The sequence below is a fragment of the Arcobacter thermotolerans genome, from assembly GCF_983172305.1.
The window spans coordinates 19,497-36,419 of record NZ_CFAFZJ010000016.1 but is presented as its reverse complement, the minus strand read 5'-3'; the positions used below and the strand labels follow the sequence as shown (position 1 = coordinate 36,419).

General features: G+C 28.8%; 11 protein-coding genes. 7 read left to right on the top strand and 4 right to left on the bottom strand.

All coding sequences use genetic code 11. The features are described from left to right. Window positions 1–18 precede the first annotated feature (18 nt). Window positions 19–3,774, top strand: coding sequence for a VCBS domain-containing protein (locus AC5LG6_RS10745; RefSeq protein WP_498586576.1), 3,756 nt, complete (start codon window positions 19–21; stop codon window positions 3,772–3,774). Between the two features lie 36 nt (window positions 3,775–3,810). Here the strand turns inward: AC5LG6_RS10745 and AC5LG6_RS10740 are convergent, their stop codons facing one another. Next, window positions 3,811–4,164 carry a hypothetical protein gene (locus tag AC5LG6_RS10740; RefSeq protein WP_498586575.1) on the bottom strand — a complete coding sequence of 118 codons (354 nt, stop codon included), beginning with the start codon at window positions 4,162–4,164 and terminating at the stop codon, window positions 3,811–3,813. Between the two features lie 132 nt (window positions 4,165–4,296). Between AC5LG6_RS10740 and AC5LG6_RS10735 the strand changes: the two genes are divergently transcribed. Genes AC5LG6_RS10735 through AC5LG6_RS10725 form a run of 3 tightly spaced genes read left to right on the top strand, consistent with a single transcriptional unit; the run spans window position 4,297 to window position 9,922 of the window. Beyond that, complete coding sequence (locus AC5LG6_RS10735) at window positions 4,297–5,421, top strand: efflux RND transporter periplasmic adaptor subunit (RefSeq protein WP_498586573.1); 1,125 nt, start codon at window positions 4,297–4,299, stop codon at window positions 5,419–5,421. Window positions 5,422–5,424: 3 nt separating this feature from the next. Next, window positions 5,425–8,565 (top strand): efflux RND transporter permease subunit, encoded by a 3,141-nt coding sequence (locus AC5LG6_RS10730; RefSeq protein ID WP_498586572.1) that lies wholly within the window; start codon window positions 5,425–5,427, stop codon window positions 8,563–8,565. Next, window positions 8,558–9,922 carry an efflux transporter outer membrane subunit gene (locus AC5LG6_RS10725; RefSeq protein WP_498586571.1) on the top strand — a complete coding sequence of 455 codons (1,365 nt, stop codon included), beginning with the start codon at window positions 8,558–8,560 and terminating at the stop codon, window positions 9,920–9,922. The genes AC5LG6_RS10730 and AC5LG6_RS10725 overlap by 8 nt, the downstream gene beginning before the upstream one ends. A 477-nt stretch (window positions 9,923–10,399) precedes the next feature. Here AC5LG6_RS10725 and AC5LG6_RS10720 read toward each other — a convergent pair whose 3' ends face one another. The 3 genes from AC5LG6_RS10720 to AC5LG6_RS10710 form a co-directional block, all read right to left on the bottom strand. After that, window positions 10,400–12,361: a methyl-accepting chemotaxis protein gene (locus tag AC5LG6_RS10720; protein WP_498586569.1), complete on the bottom strand. Its 1,962-nt coding sequence runs from the start codon at window positions 12,359–12,361 to the stop codon at window positions 10,400–10,402. 87 nt (window positions 12,362–12,448) lie between these two features. Beyond that, window positions 12,449–13,678 (bottom strand): BaiN/RdsA family NAD(P)/FAD-dependent oxidoreductase, encoded by a 1,230-nt coding sequence (locus AC5LG6_RS10715; protein ID WP_498586567.1) that lies wholly within the window; start codon window positions 13,676–13,678, stop codon window positions 12,449–12,451. A gap of 9 nt (window positions 13,679–13,687) precedes the next feature. Further along, entirely contained in the window at window positions 13,688–14,005 is a 318-nt protein-coding gene (locus AC5LG6_RS10710) for a cupin domain-containing protein (RefSeq protein ID WP_498586566.1), read from the bottom strand. A 205-nt stretch (window positions 14,006–14,210) separates the two neighbouring features. On the opposite strand from AC5LG6_RS10710, the gene AC5LG6_RS10705 reads away from it, so the two are divergent. From AC5LG6_RS10705 to cysK, 3 genes are all read left to right on the top strand, one after another. After that, complete coding sequence (locus AC5LG6_RS10705) at window positions 14,211–15,482, top strand: O-acetylhomoserine aminocarboxypropyltransferase/cysteine synthase family protein (RefSeq protein ID WP_260944476.1); 1,272 nt, start codon at window positions 14,211–14,213, stop codon at window positions 15,480–15,482. Between the two features lie 6 nt (window positions 15,483–15,488). Beyond that, window positions 15,489–15,902, top strand: a complete 414-nt coding sequence (locus tag AC5LG6_RS10700; RefSeq protein WP_066152998.1) for an RrF2 family transcriptional regulator — start codon at window positions 15,489–15,491, stop codon at window positions 15,900–15,902. A gap of 75 nt (window positions 15,903–15,977) precedes the next feature. Continuing rightward, entirely contained in the window at window positions 15,978–16,910 is a 933-nt protein-coding gene (gene cysK, locus AC5LG6_RS10695; protein ID WP_260960005.1) for a cysteine synthase A, read from the top strand. Window positions 16,911–16,923 lie beyond the last annotated feature (13 nt).

Sequence of the window (16,923 nt, the reverse complement as noted above, 5' to 3'; positions counted from 1 at the left end):
GCAGAAGCAGTAGATGATATGTTTAAAGAGGATCCAGAAACATTTGTTGTAACAATGTCAAATGTATCAGCTCCATCATATGAAAAAGTAGAAATAGGAAATACAGTTGTAAATACAACAATTACTGATGATAAAGATACAGTATATGTGGATGTTACTGCATCTTCGACTAATTTAATTGAAGGTGCTGAAGTTATTTATACAGTTACTTTAAGAAATCAAGATGGATTAGAAGTAAAAAAGCATGGTGGATTAAATATTACTTTAAGTAATGGAGTAAAAATCGAAATTCCAGCAGGTCAAATTTCGGCAAGTTCAGATTATGTAAAAATAAATACTGTTGGAAGTAATACTATAAAAGTTGAAAATATTAAAGAAATTGCAACAGCTGATTCTGGAAAACAGTTTGAAGATATTCAAGCTGGGAAAACAGTAACAGTGAATGTTAGTAGTTCAACTCTTAAAAATGATACAGCAATAGCTACTGAAAATGGTAGTGAAAATGTTGCTTCAGAGGATAGTCTTGATACAATAAATGGTAAAAATGATGGACAAACTGCATCAGGAAATGTATTAGATAATGATACTAATGCATATAAAGTTTCAAAAATCACTTTTGAGGGAAGTACTAAACCTGTTAGTAACGATGGTACAGAAATAATAGGTAAATATGGAACATTAACTATTAATAGTAAAGGTAAATTTACATATAAAGTAAATGATGAGAATCCTGATGTTGATAAATTAAATGTTGGTGATAAATTAGCTGATAACTTTACATATGTTACATCAGATGGAAAAACAGCTGTTTTAACTGTTGAAGTTGAAGGAAGAAATGATGCTCCGATCATAAGTAAAATTGAAACAAATGGAGTTACATTGACTGGAATTTATAATGATTATCAAAAAGATAACATTACTAAAGATATCACAGCTCATGATTTATTAAAAGAGGATAAAGGAGTTATTTTTAATAATGAAAATAGTAATTTATCTATGAATTTAGGAAATTCTGGAACTGATGTATCAATAAGTTATTTAGGTGGAAATGGTTCATATAAAAATATTTTAGGCTTCTATGAAATAGATGCAAATGGAAATAAGATAAATTTAAAAATTATGCATATTGATAAGAATTCAAATTTTGAGAATTTATCTAGTAATCCTCAAGAACTTACACAGTTAAAAAATTTTAAAGGAGAAATAGGATTCTTTTTAATATCTGATGGGTACTCAAATAAAGACATCAAAGATGCTATAGATAATAATTGGGCGATGACTGTTGATAAATCTAATAACATAATATTTAAAAAAGGTAATTACACAGTTAAAGCTGATAAAGTTTTTTATAGTAATGAAACATCAAATAATGATGGACTAGACCATACTATTGCACTAAAACAAAATAATGGATTAATTATAGGTTTTGAGGATCAATATGGTGGAGGAGATAAGGATTATGATGACTTTGTTATATCTGTTAAATTTACTCCATCAGAATCTTTATCGAATAAATTATTTACGAATATAGATTTTAGTGATGTAGATGATACTAATCTTTCAGAAGCAACAGTAACTCTTACAAATGCAATTGATGGTGATAAAATTAATATAGCAGGAGATTTAAAAGAGGGTATAACATATACAACTGAGTACAAAGATGGAGAATTAATCATCAAATTTATTGGAGAGGCTTCTCATGAAGCTTATGAAGAAGCTTTGGAAGCTATTAGATTTTCAACAAAAAATAGTGAAAATGAAAGAGAACTTAAATTTGATATAGAGATTAAAGATCCTAATGGTAAAACTGATAAAAATAGTGTAGTTATTATAGGTAAAGGTTTTGATAATGATGCTCCTACTATTGATAATGAATCAGTTCAAACAAATGAAGATGTTCCTTATACTTTCTCTAAAGAAGATTTTAAATCATATGTTGATAAGAATGATGATAGTATAGAAACTATAAGAATAGTTACTTTACCAAAATCAGAAACAGAAGGTGTTTTAAAATATGATGGTGAAGTGCTTACTGTTGGTAAAGAAATAAAAGTTACAGATTTAGGAAAGTTGGTATTTGAGCCAGTTGCTAATAGTGATAAAGATGCTAGTTTTACATTCCAAGTAAGTGATTCAAGAGGAGCTTATAGTGATATAAAAACTATGAGTGTTGGAGTTATTGCAGTTGCAGATGCACCAACTGTTAGTATAAATATCACACCAAGTTCAGATAATTCAACTTCAACTGGAAATAGTGGTTATAAAGATGGTGATATTTGGGAAATAGAAGATAAGAAATTGAAATTATTACAAACACAAGAACCCGCAGGACAAAATAATAATAGAGAAAGGTATACAGGTAATAATGATGACAACATTGTAAAATTCTCTCATTTAAATAATGGAAAGGTATACCTTAAAGGAGGAGATGATTATTTTTATTCAAATCAAAATGCAAAAGTACAATTAGATCTTGGAGAAGGAAATAATCAGGCACATTTTAATAGCGATATGGAAGGAGAAGTTAAAGGATTAGGAGGAGATGATACTCTTATAATAAAGAGTAGTGTTAAAAATAATGCTACTATTGATTTAGGAGATGGAAATAATACTATTAGTATAGGTACAACTTTTAATGGTAATATTACAACTGGAAAAGGAAATGATACTATAATTATTGGTTCAAATATCAATAATAAAGGAGCTACAATTAATACTGGGGCTGGTAATGATTTTGTACAAATCCATGGAGAGATTAATAATCAGTTTGGAAAAGTAAATCTTGGTGAAGGGAATGATGGATTTAGATATAACCCAGAAAAGTGGAATGCAGGAAATGAAAATGCAATAGATGGTGGAAAAGGATTTGATACATTATATTTGAAAGGAAATTCTACAGATTATTATGTATATACAAAAGATGAAAATATAGGAAAACAATATGGAACATTACATGTTAATGGTGGCGGTATATATATGATTTCTTGGGAAACATTTTCAAAATTAAATAAAGATAGTGAAGGATTTGCACAAAAAGAATTTTATATAACTAATGATTATTATGATACAAATAGAGCATTAAAAGTTACAAACTTTGAATCTGTATCATTTGGTGATGGAACAATTATAGGAAAAGAAGAAACATCAACAGTTTACAAATATGATATTACAGTAAATGCACAACTTACTGATAAAGATGGAAGTGAAAAACTATCTGATGTTACTATAAAAAATATTCCAAATGGTTCAACACTATATAATGGTGAAGTAAATGAAGCAAATAAACTCACTGCAAATCCTGATGGAAGTTATACTATAAAAGTAGATGCAAATGGTGAAGCTAAACTTTCTTTAACAAGTGAGAGTGAAATTTCACAAGATAAATTAGATGATGTTCAAGTAAGTGCTACTTCAACAGATAAATCTACTGATGGAACGAGCGAAGTTTCACAAGCTATTTCATTTGATGGAAGTGGTGATATTGATTTATCAAATCTAAAAAATATTTCAGAGATAAATTTAGATAATGGTAAAAAAAATAAATTAAGTTTAACTTTAGAGGATGTTTTAAAAATGAGTGGAGATGACAATACTATCAAGATTTCTGGAGATGCTTCCGATAAGGTTGCATTAAAAGGTGAAAATGATTGGACAAAATCTCAATCTACTATAACTGAAGATAATAAAACATTTGATGTTTATAGTGGAAGTGTTGGAGATCAAACTGTTCAAGTAAAAGTTGAACAACCAATTTCAGATGGTATTACAAACTAATCTTCTTAGAAATGAGGCAAAGCCTCATTTCTTATATTAAATATTAAGCTCAAAAAACTCTTCACTAATTTTTTCATATTTTGCAACAGAACAAGATATTTTTATAGCATTTGAATAATCTTTAAATTCATCTATAAAAAGTTTTTTTAGCTTTTCAACTTCTGCTGTTCTAAATATAAAAAATCCTAATATTTCAGTTTTCCTCTCACCTGCTTTTTCTATTCCAAAGCTATCAAATTTCCAGTTTACACCTTTTGAAAAGAAAAAAACTTCACTAACTCTTTTTTCAAGTTCATCTCTTACATTTTGGTTGAACTCTTTTAAATGTATATAAAATGCAACATTATAGTTGTATTGAGATTGTACTAAATCATCTAAAATTTTACTCATTTTACGCCTTTTTTATTTGTTTTTTATATGTTATCAATATTTTGCTACAATTTTTCTTCAATATATAGAAATATTAAAATTTTGTTAATAAAGTTATAATAACATTCATAAATTCTTATTCAAGGGAAAGCATTGCAGATTATCAAAACTATATTTTTACTATTTTTTATAACACTTTTTTTAAGTTCATGTGAGCAAAAAAATGATGGAAATCAAAAAGCACAAAATCCAATAGAAGTAGGGTATATAAATCCTAAAAAAGAGCCAATAAATCTTGAAATTGAACTTATAGGAACAGTAAAAGCAAAAGAGTTGGCGCTTGTTCGCCCTCAAGTTTCTGGAATCATTGAGAAACAACTTTTCAAAGAGGGAAGTTTTGTGAAACAAGGTGATATTTTGTACAAAATTGATAGTGCTAGTTATAAAGCTACTTTAAATCAATCACTTGCTTTATTAAATAGTGCAAAGGCTAGTTTGATAAGTGCTGAGGCAAAGAGTAAAAGAGCAGAAGAGCTTTTAAAATTTGATGGAATTTCAAAACAAGAAGCAGATGAGATAAAAGCTTCATATTTGCAAGCTAAAGCTTTGGTTGAACAAAGAGCTGCAGAGCTTGAAAATGCAAAAATAGATTTGAATAGATGTGAGATAAAAGCACCAATTAGCGGATATATTGGTATTTCAAATGTTACTGTTGGAGCTTTGGTAAATGCAAATCAAAGTGAAGAGCTTGTAAATATAAGAGATACACAAATAGTTTTTGTAGATTTATCACAATCATACAATGAGATTTTAAATCTAAAATCAATTGGTGATTTAGAAGATGATATTGAAGTTAGTTTGAAGTTTGACAACGGCTTTGAGTATCCAATAAAAGGAAAACTAGAAGCAAGAGAGTTAAGTGTAGATGAGAGTAGTCAAACAGTAACTTTAAGAGCTGTATTTAATAATCCAAACAATCTTTTATTATCGGGAATGATGACAAAAGCAATTTTAAAAAGCAAAAAAAGTATTGATGGATTTTTAATTCCACAACAAGCAGTTTTAAGAGATCAAAAAGCAAACCCAATCGTTACTCTTGTGACACCTGAAAATAAAACTATCACAAAAATAGTAAAAATACAAAGATCAGTAGGTAACAAATGGCTTATTCTTGATGGTTTAGAGGAGAGTGATAAAATTGTAGTTGAAGGACTAAATAAGATAAATAGTAGAAGTGTAGTCTCTTTAAAAGATTTAAACTCTCAATACAAAGATTAAGAAATGATTGCAAAATTTTTTATTTTTCGTCCAATTTTTGCTTGGGTTATTTCACTTATTATTATGATAAGTGGGGTTATTAGTCTATATATTTTGCCAGTTGAACAGTACCCAGATATTGTTCCACCTCAAATAAATATAAATGCTTCATATAGTGGAGCAGATGCCCAAACAGTAGAAAATAGTGTAACTCAAATAATTGAACAACAACTAACTGGTCTTGATGGAATGCTATATTTCTCTTCAAGTTCAAGTAGTGCAGGAAATTCTAGAATAAAAATCACTTTTTCTCAAGAAGTAAATGCTGATATTGCTCAAGTTCAAGTACAAAATAAGGTAAATCAGATTTTATCAAGACTTCCAGAAGATGTACAAAGACAAGGTGTAAGAGTTTTTAAATCTCAAAGCGATTTTTTGATGATGGCATCTGTGTATGATTCAACTGGTTTGGCTGATAAAACAGATATTAGTGATTTTTTGGTAAGTAATCTTCAAGATAGTATTTCAAGAATTGAAGGTGTTGGAGATGTTCAGGTTTTTGGTGGTCAGTATGCTATGAGAATTTGGCTAGATCCATATAAGCTAGAAAAATATAAACTAATCCCAAAAGATGTAGAAAATGCTATAAATGCTCAAAACTCACAAGCAAGTGCTGGAAGATTAGGAGCAATGCCTACTTTGGATAACCAACAACTCTCTGTGGTGGTTACTGCAAGAAGTATGTTTAGAAATGTTGGTCAATTTGAAAATATTGTTTTGAAATCAAATTTAGATGGAAGTGTTGTAAAGATAAAAGATATTGCTAGAGTTGAAATAGGGGCTCAAAGTTATAGTAATGTTACAGCTTTAAATGGTTTTCCAGCATCTGGAATATCTATTCAGCTTGCAAGTGGAGCAAATGCGGTAGCCACTTCGAATAGAGTAAAAGAGTTTTTAGCTCAGAGTGAAAATATGTTGCCACAAGGTTATAAAATAGCCTATCCTAGAGATACAACAAGTTTTATAGAAGCTTCGATAAATGAAGTTGTAAAAACTTTAGTAGAAGCAATTGTTTTAGTAATTCTTGTAATGTTTTTATTCTTAAAAAGTTTTAGAGCTACTCTTATTCCTGCTATTGCAGTTCCTGTTGTGCTTTTGGGAACTTTTGCTATTTTAAATATTTTTGGTTACACAATAAATACTTTAACAATGTTTGCTTTGGTTCTTGCAATTGGGCTTTTGGTAGATGATGCTATTGTTGTTGTTGAAAATGTTGAAAGAAATATGAATGAAAAAGGTTTAAATCCAAAAGAGGCAACTATTCTATCCATGCAAGAGGTAACCAGTGCATTAATAGGAATTACAACTGTTTTATCTGTTGTATTTTTACCTATGGCATTTTTTAGTGGAAGTACAGGGATAATTTATAGACAATTTTCTATTACAATAATCTCATCTATGGTTTTATCAGTAATTGTTGCTTTAACTTTAACTCCTGCTTTATGTTCAACTATTTTAAAACCACATAAAAAAAATGAAGATAAAACGCAAGAAAAAAATAGTGGATTTTTCTTTTGGTTTGATACAAAATTTGAAAACTTTACAAATAAGTATAAATTTTGGGTTGAAAAATTACTCTATAGTCAAAAAAAGTGGATAATCTTTTATGTTGTGATAATCATATCCTCGGGATATATTTTTATAAAGCTACCTACTAGTTTTTTACCAAAAGAGGATCAAGGAAGTTTGATGATACAGTACACTTTGCCTGTTGGTGCGGTTGCTTCTAGAACAGTTGATGTTGCAAATGTAGTAAGAGATTATTTTATGATAGAAGAAGCAGATGCTTTAAATACTATATTTACAATCTCTGGATTTAGTTCAAGAAGTAGTGGACAAAATGTAGGAACTGCTTATGTATCATTAAAAAATTGGGATTTAAGAGATAAATCAAATCATGTAGATGAGATAAGTAAAAGAGCTACAAAAGCTTTTAATGACCCAAATAGCAAATATTTTATAAGAGATGCAAGAGTTTTTGCTATAAACCCTAGTGTTATTCAAGGTTTAGGAAGTAGTGATGGTTTTGAATTCCAATTATTAGGTAGCTCAAATCTTTCTAGAGAAGGTTTAAGAGAAGTAAAAGATAAAATAATAGAAGAGGCAAATAAAAATCCAAATATAAACTCAATAAGAGCAGATGGAACAGAAGAGTCACCACAATTAAAAATATCTTATGATACAAACAAAGCCTTATCTTTAGGATTGGATTTAAAAAATATTGATAACACATTAAGTGCAGCTTGGGGTGGAACTTATGTAAATGATTATATCGATAAAACTAGAATAAAAAGGGTTTATATTCAAGCTGATGCTCCTTTTAGAAGTAGTCCTGAAGATTTATATAAATGGAAAGTAAGAAATAGTAGTGGATTAATGGTTCCTTTTAGTGAATTTAGTTCATTTTCTTGGGTTTATGCACCTGAAGAGCTAACACGATTTAATGGATTTATCTCTTATGAAATTCAAGGAAGTGCAGCAACTGGAGTTAGCTCTGGTGTTGCTATGAATGAGATGGATAAAATTGCAAATGAAAATGCAAATGGAACAATGCATACATATAGTGGAGCTTCGTATCAAGAAAGGCTTGCAAGTAATCAAACTTTGATTTTATATGGAATTTCTCTTTTGGTTATATTTTTATGTTTAGCTGCACTTTATGAGAGTTGGAGTGTTCCTTTCTCTGTTTTATTGGTTGTTCCTTTGGGAGTTTTTGGAGCTGTTTTAAGTATATATTTTAGAGACCTAAGCAATGATGTATACTTCCAAGTAGCACTTTTAGCAGTTATGGGACTTGCAAGTAAAAATGCAATTTTAATTGTTGAGTTCATAAACAGTGCATATAAAAATGGTATGCCTTTAATCGAAGCTGCTATAAAAGGTGCAAAACTAAGACTAAGACCAATTATCATGACATCTTTAGCTTTTATTGCTGGAATTATTCCACTTGCAATATCAAGTGGAGCTGGAGCAAATAGTAGAATTGCAATAGGAACTGCAATTTTAGGTGGAACAATAAGTGCAACAATTTTGGCAATATTTTTTGTACCACTATTTTTTGTAATAATTACAAAACTATTTTCAAAAGGAGTTAAAAATGATTAGAAAATCTATAAGCCTTGTAGTTTTATCAATGCTTTTTAGCTCTTGTGTATCTTTGGCTCCAAAATTAGATATAAATAGCGATGAGGTAGTTGCTAAAAGTTTTAAAAACTATCAAATAGCTGAAGATAATTCAAATATTAGTTTAAATAGTTTTTTAATAGATGAAAATTTAAAAACTCTTGTAAATCTTGTTTTGGAAAACAATAAAGATATAAAAATTGCACTTTTAAGAGTAGAAGAGTCAAAATCACTTTATAGAATAGAAGAGTCAAATCTTTATCCAAAAATAGATGCAAATGGTAGTTTTTCTAGAGATAAAAAAGAAGAAATCATAAAAAACAACTATAAAGCATCTGTTGGAACTGTTTTTGAACTAGATTTATTTGGTAAAAATAGAAGTTTAAATGATGCTGCTAAAAATAGTTTTTTAGCAACTCAATATGCTCTTAGTTCAACAAAACTATCTTTAGTTTCACAAACTATAAATTCATATTTAAGTTTAGCAACTAATATTGAAAATCTAAATTTACAAAAAAAGATATATGAAAATTTAAGTAGTGTTTATGAATTGACACAAAAAAAGTTTACAGCTGGAGTTATTGGTAAAGAAGATGTACTTTCTAGTTTTGCTATGTTAAAAGAGAGTCAAAATGAGATAATTGCTTATGAAAATCAAATTCAAATTGATATAAATTCTCTTGAATTACTTTTAGGTTATACTTTAGATGAAAGTTTAATTCCAAATAGTTTAAAAAAAGATGATAGTTATTTAGCTTTAGTAAAATCTGGAATTAGTTCAAATGTTCTTTTAAATCGTCCTGATATAAAAGAGTTAGAGTATCAGTTACGAGCAAAAAATGCAAATATTGGAGCAGCAAGAGCTGCATTTTTCCCAACTATTGCTCTTACAGCCAATACAGGATATTCTAGTTCTAGTTTGAATAATCTTTTTTCCACTCCAAATAGTTTTTGGCAAATAAGTCCATCTATAAATCTTCCAATATTTACAGCAGGTGAAAATAGTGCAAAGCTTGATTTGAGTGAAACTCAAAAAGAGATAGCTTTAAATGAGTATCAAAAAAGTATTCAAACAGCTTTTAAAGAGGTAAGTGATGCTTTGATGGTGCGAAAAAATATCTATACAAAACTTCAAAATCAAAAAGAGCTAACAGCTTCTATAGAAGATGCATATAATATTGCTTTAAATTCCTATAAAATAGGTTATGGAAGTTACCTAAATATGCTTATAGCTCAAAAAGCATATATAAACTCACAAAAAACTTTGACACAAACTTATCTTGAAGAGCTTGAAAATAGGGTTGAAATTTTTAAAACTTTAGGCGGAGAAATAGAGTGAAAAAACTCTATGGAAGCCTAATTTTTTTCTTCTATTTTTTTAAATATCCTATTGTGATTTATATCTTAATTTGTTTTTATCAAAATATCTCTATTTCAATTTTTATCTATATTTTGGGAGTTATTAGCCTTTTTCTAATTATTAAAGATATGATAAGTTTAATAATAAAAAGAGATAAAAATATATAAGAATCCTTTTATTTATTATAGGATAGCATAGTTCTTACAAGAGAAAAAGGGAACATATTATTGAAAAAAATTATACTACTCATAGAATTAAAAATCATAAAGTAATTCTTCATTCATTCATAACAAACATAAAAAGGAGAGGAAAAATAAATATTTTTTTTCCAATATCAAGATTCTTTAACATAAGATAGCCTTTTATATAGAATAAAAATAATAATATATCTTTTTATTCTATATTTTATTGATAAAAATCAATATTTTTTGGCTAAATTATGGTACTTATTTTTATTTAAAAGCTCTCCCATTCATCATCTTTAGATTTTGTAGCCTCTATTTTATTTGTAACAAACTTTTCAGTTTTTTTAGTTTCATTTTTTATAATAACTTTTTCTTCTCTATTTAAATTTTTTCTACTCTCTTCAACTATCTTATCTTTACCTAAAAATCTTTTTTCTAAAACATCTTCTACAATATGTTTTGAGATACTGTCAGTTTCATTTGCTATATCTTGAGTTTTTGAAGCAATAATTGCATTTTGTTGAGTTTTTTGATCAAGCATTGTAACAGTATCGTTGATTTGAGAAATTCCCGCTTGTTGCTCTTTACTTGCATTTGAAATCTCATTTATCATTTGTGATGATTTATCAATATTAGTTAAAAGCTCTTCGTAATCTTTTATCATTAAATCAGAGATATTTTTTCCCTCTTGTGCTTTTGAAGTTGCCATCTCTACAGTATCTTTAATCTCTTTTGCAGCTTCTTCACTTCTTGTTGCTAGGTTTCTTACCTCTTGTGCAACAACAGCAAACCCTTTTCCAGCTTCTCCAGCAGTTGCAGCTTCAACAGCAGCATTTAGTGAAAGAATATTTGTTTGGAAAGCAATTTGATCAATTACTGCTATTGCTTCATTTATATGTGTTACTTGATTTGTAATTTCATCCATAGCAACAGCAGTATTTCTTGCCATCTCTTGACCTTTTTTAGCTGAGTTACTTACTTCATTTGAGTAACCTGACATTTGAATAACATTGTTAGAATTGCTTATAACTGTGCTTGTAATCTCTTCTAGTGCAGCTGCTGTCTCTTCAAGACTTGCAGCAGCTTCGTTTGAGCTTTGATTTAGAGTATGTACATTGTCTATTAAAGTTTTTGAAGAGTTTTCAAGTCTTATACCATTTTCTAAACTATCTTTTAACATTGAAACAATAGCTTCTTGAAGTGCATTTATTCCATTTATCATTTTTTCAAGAACTCCACCCTCTTCATCTTCATCACCAAGTTTTAATACAGGTCGATAATCATAAGCAGAGTAAGAGGCTAAAACTTTATTGATATCTTCAAATCTATCTTTTGTGTGAATAATCATCTTATTTAACTCATTTTTAAACTCTTCAAGAGAAGCATTTGGAGTTGATTTATCTATTGTTTGAGAATACCAACCATTTCTCACTCTAATCATAACTTTCTTTGCTTCATCTATTAGTTCATTATCTTTTTCTATAGTATCTTGAACTATATCTATATTTTCATTGATAAGTTTAGCCATATCACCAAACTCATCTTTAGAACTAGCATCAAGTATTGTTATATCATTTGATTTTCTATTTAAGAAATTAAAGAAGCTTAAAAGCCCATCTTTGAAGTTTTTTAAAGAACCAGCTATGCTATTTGAAATCATTATAGATATAAAAATAAAAATTCCTATAGCAAAAACTGCAACTAAAGATAGATTAGTTGTAAGTTTAATAATAGCATCATCTCTTATATCTGCATTTCTACTATTCATCTGCTCATAGTTTTTTTCAACATTTTGAGCTATTTTAATCATATTTTTCATAGTTTCACTAAACTCTGCTCTTGTCTCTTCTTTGTTTGTTGCAAAAGAGTGTTTAGCAAGAACTTCAACACCTGCTAAATAATCTTTTATATCTTTTACTACAACATCACACAAATCTTTATTCTCTTTTGATGCAAAAAGCTCTTTTAGTGTAAGTGTTTCATCAATAAGCTTTGTCCACTGTTTATCTATCGCATCTTTTCCACTTGGTGTTGGAATTAACATAAATTGGTAGATAGTGATTCTAGCTTTTAGAAGTTCATCAATTAAAAGAGTAGTTTGTGAAGATATTTTAATTCTATCTTGTACAAAACTAATAGATGAGCTATATATAATTGCTGTTACTATTGTAGCTATTATAAAAATAGCTGGAAACAAAGCTAATTTTGTTTTTGTTGATAAGTTTTTAAACATAAATTTTCCTTATAAATAATTAATTTTGGAATTTTATCTATATTTATTTATAAATTCGCTTTAACTTGCTTATCTATAAATATTTGATTAAATATTTGCCAAATTTTTCCCTACCAAATAACCACTAGCCCAAGCAAAATGAAGATTGTATCCACCTCTATTTCCAACAATATCCAAAACCTCTCCAGCAAAATATAGATTTTTTATTAATTTACTCTCAAAAGTTTTATTATCTACTTCACAAGTTTTAACTCCACCACCACTTGCTTCCGCATGAGAAAATCCTTGAGTATCTACAACTTTTAACTTCCACGAATTTAGCTGATGAGCCAAAGCTTTTATCTGCTTTGTATTTATTTCACTTGCTTTTGTTTCAAGTGGGATTTTATAAATATCAAGTAAAACTGGTGCTATTTTATTTGATACAAGTCCAAGTAAAATATCAACTGCTCTTTGATTTTCCAAATTTTTAAACAAAGTTTGTATTTGATTTGCCAAATCATTTGGATTTGTTTTAGGAAAAAAATTAACTCTAAGTTCAACATCATAAAATTGTGTTAAAGCCAAAACAGCTCTTTGAGAAATATCTAAAATAGCAAATCCTGATACTCCATAAGCTGTAAACAGCACATCTCCTAAAATCTCTTGTTCAAAACTACCATTTATATATAAACTCACACTGCACTCTTTTTTTACACCTTGAAGTTTTCCATTATAAGAGTTTTTTGTTTGAAGCCCAACCAAAGATGGATAAGTTTGGTTTATAGAGTGTCCAAACTTTGTAGCAATTTCAAGCCCTATTTCAGTTGCATTTAGTTGAGGAGCTGCACCTAAACCTGAACTTATCACAACTTTATCATAGTTTTTATACTCTTTATTCGCTGTTTTTACTACAAATTTATCATCTATTTTTTCTATACTTTCAATAAAATGCTCACAAAAAAGATTTATTTTCAAATCTTCTAAAGCTAAAGAAAAAAGATTTACAACTGATTTTGCCTCATTTGATAGTGGATAAACCTTACCATTTTCTTTAATATCAAGTAAAAGACCAACAGTTTTGCAAAATTTAAGAAATGCTTTAAAATCAAACTCTTTTAGAGCAAAATCTACGAAAGTTGGACTCTCTCCCAAATAGTTTTTTGAAGATATTGAGGTATTTGAGATATTACATCTTCCATTTCCACTTGCAAGAATTTTTTTACCTATGCTTTTATTTGCATCAAAAATATCAATCTCTATATTTTTATTTAATCTTTTTGCTGTGATTGCCGCTATTATTCCAGAAGCTCCACCACCTATTATTGCTATTTTCAAAATTTTCCTTTAATAAAAAACTGCAAACCAAATAGTTGGTTCATCAAGGCTTGTAAATTTAACTCTATGCTTTTTAAAAGCCTCTATATTTAAACAATCACCCTTATTTAGTTCTACTTCAAAATCTTCAAACTCTAAAATAGCATATCCGCTCAAAAGTAAAATATACTCACTTTTTTCTTGTTCATACCAAAAATTTTCAGGAGATTTTTGTCCATTTGATACAATTTTTTCTATTTTTATTTTATCGTTTTTAAAAATTTCAAAAAATTTCTCTTCACTTTTATCTATAGGAATCTCTTTAAAAATATTATATTTTTCTATCAATTTTATCTTCTTAGTTCTTATTTTATAGTATTCTAACAAAAAATTACTTAAGTAGTTTGGAATAGTTGATTAAATTACTTTAGATAATCCAATAAGCCTATAAATACTATAATCATATAAATTTGATTAAAAGACTTGACATTATAAAAAAAAGATATTATAATTCCAACATATTTAAAGTTGATTAATTTAAAAAGGATAAAAAATGCAAAAAGATACAATTGCAATTCATGCAGGTTATGATAAAAAAAGTGGAAATGGTGAGATGGCAATTCCTATTTCGCAAACAACAGCTTATGCTTTTAGAGATGCAGAACATGCGGCAAACTTATTTGCACTAAAAGAGTTAGGACCTATTTATACAAGATTAAATAATCCTACAAATGATATCTTAGAACAAAGATATGCTCAACTTGAAAATGGTGCTGCTGCACTTGTAACTGCAAGTGGTGCAAGTGCAATTTTTTATGCAATAGCAAATATAGCAGAAGCTGGAGATAATATTTTAATCTCTGATAAACTATATGGTGGAAGTGTAACTTTGTTTCATTTTACATTAAAAAGATTTGGAATTAGTGTAAAAACATTCAAAAGTGATGATGCTTCTGATTTAGAGAGTTTGGTTGATGATAAAACAAAAGGTATATTTTTTGAATCATTATCAAACCCTCAAATTGCAATTCCTGCTATTGAAAAAATTGTTGAAGTAGCAAAAAAATATGGAATTATAACTATTTGTGACAATACAGTTGCAACTGCTACTTTATTTAATCCAATTTCATGGGGAGTTGATGTTGTAGTTCACTCTACAAGTAAATATACAAGTGGAAACGGTACAGCTTTAGGTGGAGTTATAGTTGAAAGAGATGGTCTAGCAGAGTTTTTCAAAAAAAATAGTGCAAGATATCCTCAGTTTACAACTCCTGATGCTTCTTATCACGGACTTGTTTATACAGATGTTCCACTTCCAAACTTTTGTTTAAGAGCTAGGCTATCACTTTTAAGAGATATTGGAGCAACTCCTGCACCATTTAATTCATGGCTTTTAATTCAAAGTTTAGAAAGTTTAAGTTTAAGAGTTGAAAAACACTCTAATAATGCTTTAAAAGTTGCTGAGTTTTTACAATCACATCCAAAAGTAAAAAAAGTTAGTTACCCAGGATTAAAAGGTGATAAGTATTATGATAAAGCACAAAAATATTTTAAAAATGGACTTGCAAGTGGTCTTATATCTTTTGAGGTAAGTAGTTTTGAAGAGGCTAAAAAAGTTATTGATAGTGCAAAACTGTTTAGCATAGTTGTAAACATTGGAGATAGTAAATCTTTAATTGTTCACCCAGCTTCAACTACTCACTCTCAAATGAATGAAGAGGATTTACTAAAAGCTGGAGTTACTCCTGTAACAGTTAGGCTATCTATTGGGCTTGAAGATAGTGCTGATTTGATTGAAGATTTGAATCAAGCATTAAACAAGTAGTTTGATATGCCATTGATTTCAACAAAGGGGGTGTATGGTTTGGCTGCTATTTATGAGTTAAGCAAACATAAAGATGATACTCCCATGCAAATAAAGGATATTTCAGCAAATGCTTCAATTCCTCAAAACTACTTGGAGCAGCTTTTAAGTAAACTTAGACGAGCTGATTTATTAATAAGTACAAGAGGAGCAAGAGGTGGATATCTTTTGGCAAAAAGTCCAAAAGATATAAAGATAGTTGATATTTTAATCGCCCTTGAAGATGATATAAAAATTGTTGATTCAAAGGTTGATAACCCGATATTAAATCTATTTTTTGAAGAGTCAAAAGAGAAAACAAAAAGAATTTTTGATTTGACTTTGGCTGATTTAGATAAATATGAGGGAAAATATAATGAGTTTTTACATTATAATATATAGTAGGTTTTTCTCTAAGAGAATTTAACGATTTAACAAATTAATAATAGATTTAAAAAAATTTGAAAGGTAAATAGTATGAAATATGCAAATAATGTAACAGAATTAGTAGGAAACACTCCATTAGTAAAACTACAAGATGCAAGTAATATAAGTGGAGCTACAGTTTTAGGTAAATGTGAATTTATGAATCCAAGCTCAAGTGTAAAAGATAGAATTGGAACAAATATGATAAAAGTTGCTCTTAAAGATGGTCTTATAAATAAAGAATCAACTTTAATAGAGCCAACAAGTGGAAACACTGGAATTGCACTTGCAAGCGTTAGTGCAGCTTTAGGATTAAAACTTGTACTTGTAATGCCAGCTTCAATGAGTATTGAAAGAAGAAGACTTCTTCAAGCTTTAGGTGCTAAATTAGTTCTTACTCCTGCTGAAAAAGGGATGAAAGGTGCTATTGAAAAAGCTAATGAGATAAAAGATGAAACTCCAAATTCAATTATCTTACAACAGTTTCAAAATGCTTCTAACCCAGCAATACATAGAGAGACAACAGCGCAAGAGATTTTAAAAGATACAGATGGAAAAATTGATATTTTTATAGCTGGTGTTGGAACAGGCGGAACTCTAACAGGTGTTGGTGAAGTTTTAAAAGCACATAACCCAAATATAAAAATAATTGCAGTTGAGCCAGAAGCATCGCCTGTATTAAGTGGAGGTAACCCAGGACCACATAAAATTCAAGGAATTGGGGCTGGATTTGTACCTGATGTTTTAAATACAAAAATTTATGATGAGGTAATAAAAATAGCAAATGATGATGCAATTGAAAGTTCAAGAGAGTTAGCAAGAACAGAAGGACTTTTAGTAGGAGTATCTTCAGGTTCAAATGCTCTTGCAGCAAAAATAGTTGCTTCAAGACCAGAAAACAAAGGTAAAACAATAGTAACAATTCTTTGTGATACAGGTGAGAGATATTTAAGCTCTGGTTTATATGACTATATAGAAGAATAATTCTTCTATATGG